Here is a 13,713-nt window from a genome sequence, read left to right as displayed (position 1 = left end):
CGCGGACACCGGTCCGCGCACTGCTCGAAACCGACGGCTCAGCGGCCGAACGTGCCGCTGCCAATGCACGGACCCTTACGCACGACCCTGCCGCGGCGGCGGGACTCCCCAGCAAGGTCGCCTGCCGCCGCGGTTCTCCCTGCCCATCCGACTTCAGGAGAGACCCACATGCGCACCTACGTTGGCGGCCATCAGGCCGTCTCGCACGATGACTTCATTGAACTGGCCCTGGGTACCCCGCTGGAGCTGTGGCTCGGGGTGGAGGGCGAAACCACTGAGGAACAGGCCGCGCGGCTCGATGCGGCGCGCGACATCCTCGCCTCGTACCCCGACCTGTACGACACGGTGACACGGCTTGCGGTCGAGACGATCCAGGCTCACGCGCCGGATCTGCTGAACGTCATCCAGCTGACCGGCCCGGGCAAGCCCAAGCGCCGCAAGGCGGTGGCGGCATGAGCACCGCAACCGAGACGCGGCCCACGGTGCCGCCGCTGACCCGGCCCGAGCTGTGGCTGTTGGGCACGGTCGCCGTGCTGGCGGCCGGGGTGGGTGGTCTGGGGCTGGCTTCCTCGTTCGAGGCCGTGTCGGCTGCTGGGGCCCGGTGGGGTTTCGTCTCCCCGTGGATGCTGCCGGTCGGTATCGACGTGGCGATCCCGGTGTTCACTGCGGCGTTCCTGCTGCTGATCCGCACCGATATGCCGTTGGGCTGGGTGCGGTTCGTGCCGTGGGCGCTGACCGGGGTGACGTGCTGGCTGAACGTCGCGGCCGGGCTGTCGCTGTCGGCGAAGCTCGCGCACGGCACGATGCCGCTGCTGTGGGTGGTCCTCTCCGAGGTCGCCGCGCACGTCTACGCGTCGCGGATCGGCGCGGTCACGGGACGGCGGATGGAGAAGATCCGCCGCTCCCGGTGGCTGCTCGCGCCGCTGTCCACGTTCGCGCTGTGGCGCCGGATGACGCTGTGGGAGATCACCTCCTACAGCGACGCACTCGGGCGTGAGCGTGAGCGGCAGCTCGCTCGTGCGGAGCTGCGCGAGCGGCACGGCCGGCGCTGGCGCTCGAAGACCCCGCGCCCGGAGCGAGTACTGCTCAAGCTCGGAGAGCTGAGCCCCGCGAGCGGGGACCTGCCGCCCATTACCCCCGAGGCAGCTAAGCCGCCGATGCGTGAGGCACCAAAGCCGTCGCGTAAACGCGCCGCGAAGGCCAAGCCGACCAAGCAGCGGACCCCGGCAGAGCTGCTTGCCGGGGCGCGCGAAGCCACAGCCGAATGGGCCGACGACGCGATCAACGCGGAAGCGATCCGTACGACGCTGCACTGCTCGGCAGCCAACTCCCGCATCCTGCGGGACGCGCTGTTGACCGAGCGGGCGGATGGCAAGCGGCTGCACCCCATCAATGCACCCATGGACAGGTCCAACGACAGTGAGGGAGAGGCAGCATGATTGGCCCCATCACCGACTTCCCGTACCTGCTGGAGCAGGTCAGCGGGCACATGTACCCCACCGGTGATCTTCCCGAGCTCAACGGCGTGTTCTTTGAGGCGCGCGGTAGCTCCTTGTATTCGGTGGCGACCGACCGGCACACCCTGGCCGTGGCGCGCCGTCGACTGGAGTCCGGCCCGTCCGAGCCGTGGGGCGTGCTGGTGGGCGGGCAGGCGCTGAAGTCGCTGCGCGCGTTTGCCCGCTTCAACCGCCGTATCCCGCTGATGCTGGAGCACCGCGCGGGGATGTGCGCCGACGCCCTTGCGGTGCGAGCCGACGGGCAGACGCTGGAGGTGCCAGGTGGCGACCTTCCGCTGACGAAGCCGTGGGCGGGTGGAATGTGGCGCAGGCTGCTGACCGACGCCCTGGGGACCACGCCCGACCTGCGGCAGGAGGTATGCCTCAACCCCACGCTGCTGGCCCGTTGGGGCAAGTCCGGCGGTGCCGCACGTAACGAGCCGCTGACCGTGTGGGGCTCTGGAGTTGGCAAGCCGCTGGTGGTGGCCTGCGGGGAGGACTTCCTCGGCATGCAGATGCCCATCCGGCCGGGCCAGGGCGCCAGTCCGCGGCGCGACGTGCTCGCCCACTGGGACGACCTCACGCCGCACCCCGTGGCGGGCGGCTCGCGCATTGCGGCGAACGTCGGCCGGATCGCAGCGGGGGCGGCATGACCACCACGGGTAGGGAGGCGGTCAAGGCGTTCAGCTTCGGGGGTGGCTGGCAGTCCACCGCCGCCCTGGTGCTGGCCGCGCGCGGGGAGCTGGACTACCAGCACTTCATCTTCGCCAACGTCGGTGACGACTCCGAGAAGCCCGCGACCCTGCGGTATGTCGAGAAGCACGCGCGGCCCTTCGCCGCCGCCCACGGGCTCGACCTGACCACGGTGGGGCGGGTCCGGCGGGACGGCACGGCCGAGACCCTGTATGGGCGCATCACTCGGGAGGGTTCACGCTCGCTGCCTATCCCGGTGCGACTGTCCCCGAGCGGTGCCCCGGGAACCAGGGCTTGTACCGGCGACTTCAAGATCAAGGTGATTGGTAAGGAGTTGAAGCGGCGGGGCGCGTCCCGGACCAACCCGGCCACGGTCGGTATCGGCATCAGCGTGGACGAGATCGGCCGGGCGAATGCCCGGCGCTGCGAGCCGCACGAGCGCATCGAATACCCGCTGCTGGACCTCGGGATCCGTCGGGCGGACTGCCCGCGCATCATCCGCAGCGCCGGTCTGCCCGTGCCGCCCAAGTCGGCCTGCTGGTTCTGCCCCTTCCACCGGCCGGAGAACTGGCACGACATGCGGCGCAGTGAACCCGACCTGTTCGCCAAGGCATGCGACCTCGAAGCACTGCTCAACCGGCGCCGCGACGACCTCGGGAAGGACCACGTGTACCTGACCCGACTGCTCAGGCCGCTGGCTGACGCCATCCCCGAGGGCGTCGACACCCTGCCGTTCGACGACACAGACACCGGCTGTGACTCCGGCTGGTGCATGACCTGAGACCCGCCCGCACTGAGGGAACAGCGCGCCGCCTGACCCAATCCACTTCTGTCGAGGAGTTCTGCTGTGTCCAGCCAGCCCATCACGACCGCCTGGCCCTATGAGGTGCTGTACCGGTTCCTGACGATCGTGGGAGCCACCGTTGATGTCATCCCGCAGTCGACCGCGGTCCTGCCGGAGCGCCACGCGGCCGTCTGCCGCGGCTGCGACGCCAGCTACACCTACGCAGTCGGCGTGAGCCACGACCTCAAGAAGTGGGCTCAGGCCCATTCCGAGACGTGCCGCGCCCTACCGCGCCCCACCGCGTGACCGCGTACCACTTCGCCAAGGGGGGCCCGGACGCCTGCCGTCCAAAGCGCCGTCCGGGCCCCTTCCAACCCCGTGTCCCAGGGAGGGACGTTCAGTGAATCACGACGACGAAAGCGAACTGTTCCACCGACTCGAAGCCGACATGGCCACCGATCCCGGAGCCGACTCCGGCGCGGATGTGGTCGATCTCGACAAGGCGCGGTCGGCCCGCAGCGAGTCGGCCGACCCCGGATCGAGCGAGTCGGGCAGCCGGTCGGCCGACCCGACCCGAGGGAAGTCGGGTGCGGAGTCGGGCGGGCAGTTCGACATGGACGACGACGAGACGCCCGTGGCGCGGCCGGTGGATTCACCGGCGCTGCCCTCTCCTGGGGTCACTACCTACAAGCGCCGGCCGATCGTGCCGAGTTGGCTGACCTCGAAATTCGGGTTCGTCTCCACGGTGCAGCGCGCCGTCGGCAACGCCGCGTACGCCACCGCTTATCACGGCATCCGCACCCCCTGGTACGCCTTGCAGCTCGGCGTGCTCGCCCCGCGCGGCACGGCCCGTCTGGTGCGGGAGACCGGCCGGTGGGTGTGGGACGCGGAGGGTGCCCCGCTGCGCGCCTATGAGGTGCGGCAGGAGAACACGGCCGAGTACCTGAAGCTGTCGAGGCAGCGGGATGGGCGGGTGCGGCTGCGGGTCCTGGTCGCCACGGTCGGCATCGTGTTCGGCGCTGGCTTCGCCCTCACTCTGTACATCATGGCCCCGGGCTGGCTCGCGGTATTCGCATCCGCCGCCGTGCTGGTGGCCGGGTTCTGGGGTGCTCCGCAGGACCAGCCCGTCATCGGCCCCGCGGTGCTCAAGACCGAACTTCAGAAACTGACGGGCCCGATCGTGCTGCGGGCGCTGGACAACATCGGCAGCGCGAAGCTGTCGGCCGCCATCAAGAAGGGCGGCGACATGAACGGCATGCGGTTCACCTCCGAGATCACACGGGACGGGCCCGGCTACCGTGCCGATCTCGACCTTCCCTGGGGTGTCACTCCGGAGGACATTATGGAGGCCCGTAAGCCGCTGGCTTCCGGTCTGCGCCGCAAGGTCGGTTGCGTGTGGCCCTCACCCGATCCGACCGAGCACGAGGGACGCCTGATCCTATGGGTGGGCGACAAGCCCATGAACGAGACCACGAAGCCTGCCTGGCCGCTGCTCAAGTCCGGGACTGTGGACCTGTTCAAGCCGGTCGTGTTCGGCAACGACCAGCGCATGAGCGACGTCGCCGTCACGTTGATGTTCGCGAGCGTGGTGGTCGGCTCCATCCCGCGGATGGGCAAGACGTTCCTGATGCGGCTGTTCCTGCTCATCGCCGCCCTGGACCCGCGCGCGGCGCTGTACGCGTTCGACTTCAAGGGCACCGGCGACTTCGGCGCGCTGGAGCCGGTGTGCCACCGCTACCGGGCCGGGGAGGAAGACGAGGACATTGAGTACGTCGTCCGGGCCCTGCGGGAGCTGAAGGACGAACTGCGCAGGCGGGCGAAGGTCATCAAGTCCCTTCCGCGTACGCGCTGCCCCGAATCAAAGGTCACACCCGAGCTGGCCAGTGACAAGAGCCTCGGTCTGCACCCGATCGTCGCCGGGTTCGATGAGTGCCAGATCCCCTTCGAGCACGAGAAGTACGGGGCGGAGATCGAGTCCATCTGCACCGACCTGGGCAAGCGCGGTCCCGCGCTCGGCATGGTGACCCTGTTCGGCACGCAGCGCCCGGACGCCAAGTCCCTTCCCACCGGGATCAGTTCCAACGCGGTGCTCAGGTTCTGCCTCAAGGTCATGGGACAGCCCGCCAACGACATGGTGCTGGGCACCTCGATGTACAAGGCCGGGTACCGGGCCACCATGTTCTCCCGCTCCGACCGGGGCATCTGCTGGATGGCCGGCGAAGGGGACGACCCGCGCATCGTCGCCTCCGCTTTCGTGGACGCGGTCGCAGCCGAACAGGTCGTGGCCCGCGCCCGGACGATGCGCGAGGAGTACGGCAACCTCACCGGCCACGCCATCGGCCAGCAGCCCGAGGCCGGCGAAGCCACCTTCGACCTGCTCGCCGACATCCTGCGCGTCGTCCCGGCGGACGAGGACAAGGTGTGGAACGAGAAGGTCGCCGCCCGCCTCGCCACCCTGCGCCCCGAGGTCTACGGCGGCTGGAAGGCCGAGACCGTGACCACCAACCTGCGCCCGCACGGCATCACCGCCCAGGACGTCTGGGGCACCACCGACCGCGGCAAGGGCACCACCCGCCGCGGTATCGCCCGCGCCGACATCACCAAGGCCATTACGGAGCGTGACGGAAAGCGGTCGGCGGGCTGAGCTCGCACCGGCGCTAGACCTAGCAGCCGCCGCTGCTAGGTCTAGCACCCCCGCTAGCACCCCGCACTGGCTCTGATCAGGAACCTCGCACCTAGCACCCCACCTGCCAGAACCCCGGAAAACCCGCCTGGAAGGCATCCCATGACCCTCTTCCTCCTTGCTAGCGCCTGCCTACTTATAGTCACTCTTGGTTACATGGGTCTGTGTGCGGGATCGCCGTTCGGTAACTGCCGCAAGTGCCGCGGGCTCGGCTTCGCCCTCACCTACGACCGCAAGGGCAGGCCCAAGCGCGGCAAGCACTGCCGCCGCCGCGACGGCATCCGCTGACCACCCGAACCCTGGCCTACACCGGACCGAGCGCGGCATCCATGCGTTCTCTCCAGTCCTCGTCGGCGAAGCCGGTGTCCATCAGCACGTCGCGCCAGTCGACGTAGGCCAACTCGACCAGCGCCAACAGCCTGTCCACGTCGCCCGCCGCGCCGAGCACGATCGCCGTCTGTACGCGGCCCTCGTCCCCCGGCCAGGCCCGGCTCCACTCCTCAAGCAGCTCGATCACCACTGCTGCGACCTCCGGGTCCGCGAAGTCCCGGCGCACCCGCGACTCCGCTCGTGCGTTCAACCGAACCGGCTTCCCCACAGCGCCATCCCTCCCCGTTCCGCCCGGATGGACGGGCCCCATCCCGATCCCACGTGAAGGAGATCGTTCCATGGCCGTGACCGTGTCGCTGGTCCTGCTGTTCGGACTGGTCCTGTTCTTCCTCCTGCGCTCCAACTCCCTCGGCTACGGCTCCGCGTTCGTCGCCGCAGCGTTCGGGTTCTTCCTCGCCTCCACCGGCGCCGCCGGACCCATCAACGAACTCGCCACCGCCGTCATCACCGCCATCCAAGACCTGTGAAAGGGCGGACCGACCATGCCTGACCCGATCACGCTCATGGCCGCGGGCGAACTGCGCACCGCCCTCGAAGCACAGGCCCGAGGCGACCTTCCCGCGGCGGCCGCAGCCCTGATGAGCATCGACCGCACCTCCTGGCAGGCCATCGAACACCGCCTGGCCACCCTCGGCGGCACGCTCCCCGAGCTGCTGGCAGCCGTCAGGAGTGATGCCGCATGAGCGCCGAACTCATCGCCGCCGCGGTGCTGTTCGCCCCGGCCGCCGTCATCGGCCCGGTCTGCCTCGCGGGACACCTGCTCAGCCGCCGGCACGACAACACCCTGGCCGCTGTCTGCGCAGAGTTCCGCCCCACTACACCCGAGGCTCCCTTGCCGCCGCCGAAGGGCCGCATGAAGGCGCCCCGGCAGCCCGCGCCCGCACCGCTCGCCAACGTCATCGACTTTCCCCACCGCAACGCAGCCTGAAGAGAGAGGGACTGCCGTGTTCGAGATCCGCATCATCTGCCAGCCCACCGAAATTGAACCTGTCACCAAGACCCTGACCGAGGCCTTCACCATCGGCCCGGTCCGCCGCTACCACTCCCGCGACGGCAAGAGCCTGCGGCTGTACATCACCGCCGAGCACCGCCCCACCCTCGAAGCTTGGCCCACACCGGAGCAGGCGTACGCGAAGGCCCCGAGCATCATCAGCGAGATCGGATGGGCCGCGAACCAGGCCGCCTCCGGCTCGTTCGGCGACCCGCTGGGACGTGACTTCTGGCTGCGCAAGGCCGCCGTCCTGGACCGCCTCGCACTGCCGGACGAAGCCGAGCACACCGAGAGCGACGCCACCGAGGCAGCCACCACGGCGGCCTGGCGCTTGCTGGACCGGGACCGGGACAACTGCCTCGCGCAGACCGGCCAGAGCCTCGACCCGGATCTCGTCACCCGCGCGAGCGCCGATCCCCGCGGCTACGTCCGCCACCAGTACGCCCTGTGGGCCACGAACAAGTAGCAACGCCGCGGCGGCGGGACTCCCCAGCAAGGTCGCCCGCCGCCGCGGTTCTCCCCGCTCCGTCCAAAGACAGAACAGGAGGCCCCCAGAATGCCCCACCCCGAACTCTCCGCGCTGCTACAGGCTGCGCAGGATGCCGCCGTGCGCGGCTGGCACGTCTTCCCCCTCATCCCCGGCGACAAGCGGCCCGCCCTCCGCTATTGGGAAGCGCGCGCCACCACCGACCCGGAGCGCATCGCCTGGTGCTGGGCGCACGAGCCCTACAACGTCGGCATTGCCACCGGCCCGTCCGGTCTGCTCGTTGTCGACCTCGACACCGCCAAAGGCCCAGAGGACATGCCCCCGGCCGAGTGGGACCGCCCCGAGATCCACGACGGGCATGACGTCTTCCGCACCCTGTGCGAACGCTACGACGACGAGCCCCGGCTCGCGCCCGCCACGTACGACGTCCTCACCCCCAGCAAGGGGCTGCACGAATACTTCGCCGCCCCGGACGGGATCGAGCTGCGCAACACCGCGGGCAAGCTGGGATGGAAGATCGACACCCGCGCGCACGGCGGCTACGTCGTCGGCGCGGGCAGCTTCCTCACCGGCAGGCAGCGCCCCTACAACGCGCGCAGTAACCACCCGGTGCAGCCTTTGCCGGGCTGGCTGCTGGAACTGCTGCATCCCGCTCCGCTGCCGCCGCAACAGCCCATCACCATCACGCTCGCATCCGACCGGCGCGGCAAATGGCTGCGGGCCGCCATCGATGGCGAGCTGGAGCGCGTCACCCGCGCCCAGGAAGGGGAGCGCAACACCGCGCTCTACCGCGCGTCCATCGCCCTCGGACAGCTCGTCGCCGGGGGAGAGCTGGGCGAAGCCGAGGTGACCGAATGGCTCGCCGCCGCAGCCCTCCGCACCGGGCAGGGCGAGCGTGAGGCACGGCGCACCATCGCCTCGGGTCTGCGGGCCGGAGCCAAGCGCCCCAGGACGGTCGCGGCATGAGCACCAGCCCGAACCCGATTCCGCCCCTGCACCTGTACTCCGTGCCCAGCGACCCGCAGACCCCCGCCGCGGCCCCGGCTGCGCGGGAGCGGCCGCGGACCGCGTGGACCGCGGATCAGCTCATGGCCGCGCACTTCCCCGAGCCGAAATGGGCCGTGCCCGGCATCCTCGCCGAAGGCGTGAGCCTGCTGGCCGGACCGCCCAAGGTCGGCAAGTCCTGGCTCTCCCTCGGACTCGGTCTCGCGGTCGCAGCCGGAGGCAACGCCTTCGACTCGGTACCCGTCCAGGGCGGACCGGTGCTCTACCTCGCGCTGGAAGACACCCCGCGCCGTCTTCAGACCCGCATGGGCAAGCTGCTGGGCGGGCAGCAGGCACCGGCCGGGCTGACCCTGGTGACCGAGTGCCCGCCCTTCCCTCAGGGCGGAAGCGAGGCCATCGCCCAGTGGCTGGAGCGCAATCCCGATGCGCGCATGGTCGTTATCGACGTGTTCGCCAAGATGCGCGGGCAGGCCCCCCAAGGGGTGTCCGCCTATGACGCCGACTACGTCTCCGTCAGCTACGCCAAGCGGCTCGCGGACCACTACGGCATCGCCGTCGTCCTGGTCCACCACGTCCGCAAGATGGCCTCCGACGACTTCCTCACCGAGGTATCCGGCACCAACGGCATCGCCGGAGCCGCTGACGCCACCCTCGTACTCAAGCGGGCCCGCGGGCAGGCCGACGGCATCCTGCACGTCACCGGACGCGACGTGAACGAAGCCGAATACGCGCTCCAGTTCCAAGACACCTCAGGAGCCTGGCACTTGCTCGACGGCCCGGTCACAGACCACACCGTCGGCGACACCCGCGCAGCCATCCTGCGCTACGTCCGCGCCAACCCCGGAACCCGGCCCAAGGACATCGCCGAAGCGCTCCCCGACACCGACGCGGACACCGTGCGGCGCACCTGCTCCCGCATGGCCGCAGACGGCCAGCTCGCCAAGGACGCGGGCGGCCGGTACTACCCGGACACCGACACCCGGACACAGGCCACACAAGAGGTGTCCCAGCTGTCCGACTGTCCGGTTACCCCGCCTGACCAGCACGAACGACCCGGACAGTCAGAACTGGAACTGTCCGGGCTGTCCGGCTCGATCGATGCCGAAAGGACGGCGAAATGAGCGTCCGCACGTTGGACGAGAAGATGACCATTCCGGAGGTCATCGCTGATCTCAAGGTCGCCCCGTCGACTTTCTATCGGTGGCGCCAACTCGGGAAGGCGCCCCGCGCGATCAAGCTGCCGAACGGTGACGTGCGCATTCGGCGGTCCGAGTACGAGCGATGGCTTGCGGCGCGGGAGGACGCTGCGTGAGCAAGACAGATGAGACTCCGGCTGGGCGCCCTCGGGGGTCGGCCCGGCCGGGGTACTCCCTTGATATCAGGCTGTGGAAGGTTACGAAGACGGGCCGGAAGTCCCGTCCCTACCGCCTGCGTTGGGTTGTCGCCGGGCGCGTGCACGGCGACACCTTCGCCGCGTCCGCTCTCGCCGAGAGTCGACGCTCGGAGCTGTGGCAAGCCATGAGGCGCGGCGACGCCTTCGAGATCGACTCAGGCCTGCCTGAGACCGAAGTCCGCGCGGCGGCCCAAGCTGCTGAAGCCAAGCCGCCGTTGCGGTGGTTCGAGTTCTGCCGGAAGTACGTCGCCGGGCGGTGGCGCACCAGCGCAGCGAAGACGCGCGAGAGCATGGCGGACGGGCTTGCTGCCGTGGCGCTCGCCATGGTGCAGCGAGGGGAGGGCGTCCCCCAAGACACGGATCTCCGGCTCGCGTTCCGGTGGGGCATCGTGCCCGCGAACGCCGGGGAGGAAGCGCCGGCGCATTTGAAAGCCGCGCACGAATGGCTGACCACGTCGGACCGGCCGGTCGTCGACCTGACCGATGCGGAAGTGTTCGAAGACGTCCAGTACCGCCTCAGCTACCGGCTCGACGGCACCCGTGCGGCAGGCGAGACATACAAGCGCCGCCGCCGTTCCCTGAACACCGCGCTCGAACACGCGGTGGACCTCGGGGAACTCCCCGAGAACCCGCTTCAACGGGCCCGCAGGAAGCGCGTGGGCTCCTGCGACGTGGTGGACCGGCGCGTCCTCGTGAACGCCATGCAGGGGCGGCAGTTGCTCACTGCGGTCTCGTACGTCGGGTCATGGGACCGCAACCGTGGGCGGCGTCTGGTGGCGTTCTACGCGGTCCTCTACTACGCGGGGCTCAGGCCCGCTGAGGCGGTCGGACTGCGGGTGTCTGACTGCCACCTGCCCGAGACCGGTTGGGGCACTCTGACGCTGAGGGAGACGCGCCCCGTCTCTGGCAAGCAGTGGACGGACTCCGGGGAGCGACACGACCGCCGGGGCCTGAAGGCGCGGGAGGCAGCGGCGGACCGGCCAGTCCCCATCCCTCTCGTGTTGGTCACCATCCTCCGTGCTCATCTCACGGAGTTTGGGACCGCAAAGGAGGGGCGAGTGTTCGGAAACGAGCGCGGGGGAGTGGTCGGCTCATCGACGTACTGGCGTGCGTGGGAGGAAGCGAGGCGGTACGCGTTGCCGCCGGACCGCGTCGAATCGCCCCTTGCCGGGCGCCCGTATGACCTGCGACATGCGTGCATCACGCGGTGGTTGAACGCGGGGGTGCCCATCGCTGAAGTGGCCCGCCGGGTGGGCAACTCCCCCGAGGTGATCCACCGCCGCTACCACGGCTGTATTGACGGCCATGAGGAAGCCGCCAACGCGAAGATTGCGAAATCACTGGAGGAGGACGGCGACGCGGCCTAGCGACGCGACTTCCGAGGGCGGTCCAGGAGCTCCGGGACCGCCCTCTTTCTATTCAGTTCGAGAACTAGGCTGGGCGGCCAGAAACTCCCTTACGTGCGTCAGCGGCTCGGCCGCACCCTCGACACCTCTTTCCACTGCTTTGACCAGCCACGACTCTGCCTCCGTTAATTGTCCCCGACTTGCGAGGAGAGTGCCGAGCGTGTTCGCGGCCCAGGGATGTCCGCCCTCGGCTGCTTTGCGGCACCATGCCTCTGCCTGCTCCTCGTAGCCTCGTTCGGCGAGGTGGGCCGCAAAGTCATAAGCAGCGTCGTTGTCACCTTCCTCCGCGGCCCGCTGCCACCAGTACTCGGCCTCTGTGTGGTCGCCAGGCTTGTCGAAGAGCAAAGAACCCAAAATGTAGGCCGCCTCTGGAAGTTGTCCGGCCAGGTTTCGGAGCCTTGTCTCCGCTTCTCCCAACTTCCCGGACTCGATGAGCCAGGCGGCGAGTTTGAGGCCCGCGCGTTGGTGTCCTTCGTCGGCAGCCTTGCGCCACCAAGAGGCCGCCTCCTCGTTGTTACCGCGTTCAGACAGCAAGACACCGAGGTTGTAGGCGGAAAAGGAGATTTCGGTGGCAGCGACGCGCCACCAACGTTCCGCTTCCTCGGGCATCCCTTCCACGAAGTACTGCGTTGCCAGGTTGTGGGCAGCGTCGAGGCGACCTGTATCGGCGGCCCAATGCAGGATGATCCGGGCCACATGCGGACGGCCTGCCTGCCGGATTGCGTCGGCGAACACGATGGTGTCGTCCGCATCGTCTGGGTCACCAAGCAGCTCAAGGAGCAGAATTTTGGCTTCTTGAGATCGTCCTTCACTGATCAGTAGGTCGATCAGGTTGCGGCAACCCTTCGCATCGCCGGCTTCCGCAGCCCGGCGTAGAGCCGCCTCGGCGGCGACGAAGTCACCCTCTGCGCGAAGGAGGATCCCAAGGTTATTGAAGGCTTGAGCGTGGCCAGCATTGCCCGCCCGCTGGTGCCATTCCTTGGCCCTTTCAACCTCGCCCTTCTTGGACAGCCACTCGGCGAGGTTGAACATGGCGACTTCGTGACCGTTCTCGGCCGCCTTGGCGTACCAGGTCGCGCCTTCGGCCCGCTCACCCCGCGTGCTGAGAAGAACACCGAGTTCGTTGGCAGCCTCCATGTCTCCTGCCTCGGCAGCAACACGCCACCACCTCTCTGCTTCGGTAAGATCGCCTCGCTCGTCGGCGGACTGGGCCAGTACCACTGCGGCTCGGTCATGGCCCCGCTCGGCGGCACGACGCAGCCACAACTTGGCCTGGTCGTCATCACGGAGAAAAAGTAAGCCACCATACGCGTACATCGCTTCGGTGTGTCCCGCCTCGGCTGCTCTCCGCCACCACGTCTCCGCCTCGGTCTTGTCGCCACGCGTATACAGGAACTTCCCCAGAGTGGTGATCGCCTCGACGTAGCCGTCTTCTGCGGCCCTCCGCAACCAGGTCTCAGCCTGCTCGTCGGCGCCCTTGTCGCGATAATGCGTGAAGAGGCTAAAGGAGGCGAGTGCCAGTCCGGCTTCTGCGGCCGCTAGCCACCATCTCTCGGCTTCCTCCTCCGCACTGCGCATCTTTAGAACGGCGGCGAGGTTGAGCTGGGCGAGAGGGCTCCCGCCCTCCGCGACCGGGCGCAGCAGCGGTTCGACTTCGGCGGGATCCCAGCGCTGAAACAGTTGCGCAGCCGTGAAGGAGATGACCGCTTGTTCGTCGCCGATCTCGGCGAGGGGTCGCCATGCGTGCTCTGCGATCGCCCACCGTTGGCTGAGTGACGCTGTCTGGGCGATAAGCGGACGCGTCCGGTCGTCGGCGTGTTCCAAGGCAGTGAGCCACACCGACTCCGCCACGTCCGGCGCCGCGGGATCGCGGGCCACCGAGTCGGTGAGGTAGTCGAAGGGCCGTTTGGTCCCCTCCACGTCGCCTTCCATCAGCAGACTGGCAACACCGTAGCGGACTTGGGAAGCCCATTCGAAGGCGTCAGCGTAGGGCTCCGGGCGCAGCGCGGCGCCTCCAATGGACCGCAAATACCCATGATGCACCTCGCGTAGAAGAGCTTCGGGTAGATCGCCGATCAGGCCTATGCGGGCCAGGTCCACGGCGGCCGCGACGAGTGCGGCGCCTCGCGGATGGCCGCCCCTTGGCGTGGCGCGCGCTGCCCTGCGCCATTCAGCCAGCAATTCCGGTCCAGCTGCCAGGTATTCAGCGATGCCGTGAGTGCCGTGACGAGCGTGTGCCTCATTCAAGCGGGTGTCGTCGACCTCTGCCACGCGCGCCAGTTCAGTGTCGCTCCACAGTCGCGGTACGGCTATGGGCTCCACCATGTTCAGTACGCGTAGGCCGCTCTCGGCCGCCATGCGGCTGGGACCTCCCTCGCTCGGTAC

General features: G+C 68.8%; 17 protein-coding genes. 15 read left to right on the top strand and 2 right to left on the bottom strand.

The window, feature by feature from the left end:
- Positions 1 to 168 precede the first annotated feature (168 nt).
- The 7 genes from ACI2LP_RS10165 (at position 169) to ACI2LP_RS10135 (ending at position 5,944) form a co-directional block, all read left to right on the top strand.
- Positions 169 to 456 (top strand): hypothetical protein, encoded by a 288-nt coding sequence (locus tag ACI2LP_RS10165; RefSeq protein ID WP_404724053.1) that lies wholly within the window; start codon positions 169 to 171, stop codon positions 454 to 456.
- Complete coding sequence (locus ACI2LP_RS10160) at positions 453 to 1,439, top strand: DUF2637 domain-containing protein (protein WP_404724052.1); 987 nt, start codon at positions 453 to 455, stop codon at positions 1,437 to 1,439. The genes ACI2LP_RS10165 and ACI2LP_RS10160 overlap by 4 nt, the downstream gene beginning before the upstream one ends.
- Complete coding sequence (locus ACI2LP_RS10155) at positions 1,436 to 2,149, top strand: hypothetical protein (protein ID WP_404724051.1); 714 nt, start codon at positions 1,436 to 1,438, stop codon at positions 2,147 to 2,149. Before ACI2LP_RS10160 ends, ACI2LP_RS10155 begins: the two co-directional genes overlap by 4 nt.
- Complete coding sequence (locus ACI2LP_RS10150; RefSeq protein WP_404724050.1) at positions 2,146 to 2,970, top strand: phosphoadenosine phosphosulfate reductase; 825 nt, start codon at positions 2,146 to 2,148, stop codon at positions 2,968 to 2,970. The genes ACI2LP_RS10155 and ACI2LP_RS10150 overlap by 4 nt, the downstream gene beginning before the upstream one ends.
- Before the next feature lie 66 nt (positions 2,971 to 3,036).
- Positions 3,037 to 3,279: a hypothetical protein gene (locus ACI2LP_RS10145; protein WP_404724049.1), complete on the top strand. Its 243-nt coding sequence runs from the start codon at positions 3,037 to 3,039 to the stop codon at positions 3,277 to 3,279.
- Positions 3,280 to 3,373: 94 nt separating this feature from the next.
- On the top strand, positions 3,374 to 5,617 hold the full coding sequence (locus ACI2LP_RS10140; protein WP_404724048.1) for a cell division protein FtsK: 2,244 nt from the start codon (positions 3,374 to 3,376) through the stop codon (positions 5,615 to 5,617).
- A gap of 195 nt (positions 5,618 to 5,812) precedes the next feature.
- The gene (locus ACI2LP_RS10135) at positions 5,813 to 5,944 is read left to right on the top strand and encodes a hypothetical protein (RefSeq protein ID WP_404724458.1); all 132 of its coding nucleotides are present in this window, start codon (positions 5,813 to 5,815) and stop codon (positions 5,942 to 5,944) included.
- Positions 5,945 to 5,960: 16 nt separating this feature from the next.
- Here ACI2LP_RS10135 and ACI2LP_RS10130 read toward each other — a convergent pair whose 3' ends face one another.
- Complete coding sequence (locus tag ACI2LP_RS10130) at positions 5,961 to 6,236, bottom strand: hypothetical protein (RefSeq protein WP_404724047.1); 276 nt, start codon at positions 6,234 to 6,236, stop codon at positions 5,961 to 5,963.
- 88 nt (positions 6,237 to 6,324) lie between these two features.
- Here ACI2LP_RS10130 and ACI2LP_RS10125 point away from each other — a divergent pair, with 88 nt between their 5' ends.
- From ACI2LP_RS10125 to ACI2LP_RS10090, 8 genes are all read left to right on the top strand, one after another.
- A complete protein-coding gene (locus ACI2LP_RS10125) occupies positions 6,325 to 6,513 on the top strand; it encodes a hypothetical protein (RefSeq protein WP_404724046.1) in 189 nt (62 codons plus the stop codon).
- 15 nt (positions 6,514 to 6,528) lie between these two features.
- The gene (locus ACI2LP_RS10120; RefSeq protein ID WP_404724045.1) at positions 6,529 to 6,729 is read left to right on the top strand and encodes a hypothetical protein; all 201 of its coding nucleotides are present in this window, start codon (positions 6,529 to 6,531) and stop codon (positions 6,727 to 6,729) included.
- Entirely contained in the window at positions 6,726 to 6,974 is a 249-nt protein-coding gene (locus tag ACI2LP_RS10115; RefSeq protein WP_404724044.1) for a hypothetical protein, read from the top strand. Before ACI2LP_RS10120 ends, ACI2LP_RS10115 begins: the two co-directional genes overlap by 4 nt.
- 16 nt (positions 6,975 to 6,990) lie before the next feature.
- A complete protein-coding gene (locus tag ACI2LP_RS10110) occupies positions 6,991 to 7,503 on the top strand; it encodes a hypothetical protein (RefSeq protein ID WP_404724043.1) in 513 nt (170 codons plus the stop codon).
- Between the two features lie 90 nt (positions 7,504 to 7,593).
- Positions 7,594 to 8,490 carry a bifunctional DNA primase/polymerase gene (locus ACI2LP_RS10105; protein WP_404724042.1) on the top strand — a complete coding sequence of 299 codons (897 nt, stop codon included), beginning with the start codon at positions 7,594 to 7,596 and terminating at the stop codon, positions 8,488 to 8,490.
- Complete coding sequence (locus ACI2LP_RS10100; RefSeq protein ID WP_404724041.1) at positions 8,487 to 9,650, top strand: AAA family ATPase; 1,164 nt, start codon at positions 8,487 to 8,489, stop codon at positions 9,648 to 9,650. Before ACI2LP_RS10105 ends, ACI2LP_RS10100 begins: the two co-directional genes overlap by 4 nt.
- Positions 9,647 to 9,841 carry a helix-turn-helix transcriptional regulator gene (locus ACI2LP_RS10095; protein ID WP_404724040.1) on the top strand — a complete coding sequence of 65 codons (195 nt, stop codon included), beginning with the start codon at positions 9,647 to 9,649 and terminating at the stop codon, positions 9,839 to 9,841. Before ACI2LP_RS10100 ends, ACI2LP_RS10095 begins: the two co-directional genes overlap by 4 nt.
- Positions 9,811 to 11,289: a tyrosine-type recombinase/integrase gene (locus tag ACI2LP_RS10090; protein WP_404724039.1), complete on the top strand. Its 1,479-nt coding sequence runs from the start codon at positions 9,811 to 9,813 to the stop codon at positions 11,287 to 11,289. The genes ACI2LP_RS10095 and ACI2LP_RS10090 overlap by 31 nt, the downstream gene beginning before the upstream one ends.
- A 48-nt stretch (positions 11,290 to 11,337) precedes the next feature.
- Here ACI2LP_RS10090 and ACI2LP_RS10085 read toward each other — a convergent pair whose 3' ends face one another.
- Positions 11,338 to 13,686 carry a tetratricopeptide repeat protein gene (locus ACI2LP_RS10085; protein WP_404724038.1) on the bottom strand — a complete coding sequence of 783 codons (2,349 nt, stop codon included), beginning with the start codon at positions 13,684 to 13,686 and terminating at the stop codon, positions 11,338 to 11,340.
- Positions 13,687 to 13,713 lie beyond the last annotated feature (27 nt).

It is taken from the genome of Streptomyces sp. NPDC019890 (assembly GCF_044903445.1).
Classification (GTDB): domain Bacteria; phylum Actinomycetota; class Actinomycetes; order Streptomycetales; family Streptomycetaceae; genus Streptomyces.
The sequence above is the reverse complement of the archived record's forward strand: the minus strand, read 5'-3'. Positions and strand labels throughout refer to the sequence as shown.

Excerpts from the sequence above, each read along its gene's own strand:
- ACI2LP_RS10165 (WP_404724053.1), top strand. The coding sequence starts at position 169 with ATGCGCACCTACGTTGGCGGCCATCAGGCCGTCTCGCACGATGACTTC.
- ACI2LP_RS10160 (WP_404724052.1), top strand. The coding sequence starts at position 453 with ATGAGCACCGCAACCGAGACGCGGCCCACGGTGCCGCCGCTGACCCGG.
- ACI2LP_RS10155 (WP_404724051.1), top strand. The coding sequence starts at position 1,436 with ATGATTGGCCCCATCACCGACTTCCCGTACCTGCTGGAGCAGGTCAGC.
- ACI2LP_RS10150 (WP_404724050.1), top strand. The coding sequence starts at position 2,146 with ATGACCACCACGGGTAGGGAGGCGGTCAAGGCGTTCAGCTTCGGGGGT.
- ACI2LP_RS10135 (WP_404724458.1), top strand. The coding sequence starts at position 5,813 with ATGGGTCTGTGTGCGGGATCGCCGTTCGGTAACTGCCGCAAGTGCCGC.
- ACI2LP_RS10125 (WP_404724046.1), top strand. The coding sequence starts at position 6,325 with ATGGCCGTGACCGTGTCGCTGGTCCTGCTGTTCGGACTGGTCCTGTTC.
- ACI2LP_RS10120 (WP_404724045.1), top strand. The coding sequence starts at position 6,529 with ATGCCTGACCCGATCACGCTCATGGCCGCGGGCGAACTGCGCACCGCC.
- ACI2LP_RS10115 (WP_404724044.1), top strand. The coding sequence starts at position 6,726 with ATGAGCGCCGAACTCATCGCCGCCGCGGTGCTGTTCGCCCCGGCCGCC.
- ACI2LP_RS10105 (WP_404724042.1), top strand. The coding sequence starts at position 7,594 with ATGCCCCACCCCGAACTCTCCGCGCTGCTACAGGCTGCGCAGGATGCC.
- ACI2LP_RS10100 (WP_404724041.1), top strand. The coding sequence starts at position 8,487 with ATGAGCACCAGCCCGAACCCGATTCCGCCCCTGCACCTGTACTCCGTG.
- ACI2LP_RS10095 (WP_404724040.1), top strand. The coding sequence starts at position 9,647 with ATGAGCGTCCGCACGTTGGACGAGAAGATGACCATTCCGGAGGTCATC.
- ACI2LP_RS10090 (WP_404724039.1), top strand. The coding sequence starts at position 9,811 with ATGGCTTGCGGCGCGGGAGGACGCTGCGTGAGCAAGACAGATGAGACT.
- ACI2LP_RS10085 (WP_404724038.1), bottom strand. The coding sequence starts at position 13,686 with ATGGCGGCCGAGAGCGGCCTACGCGTACTGAACATGGTGGAGCCCATA.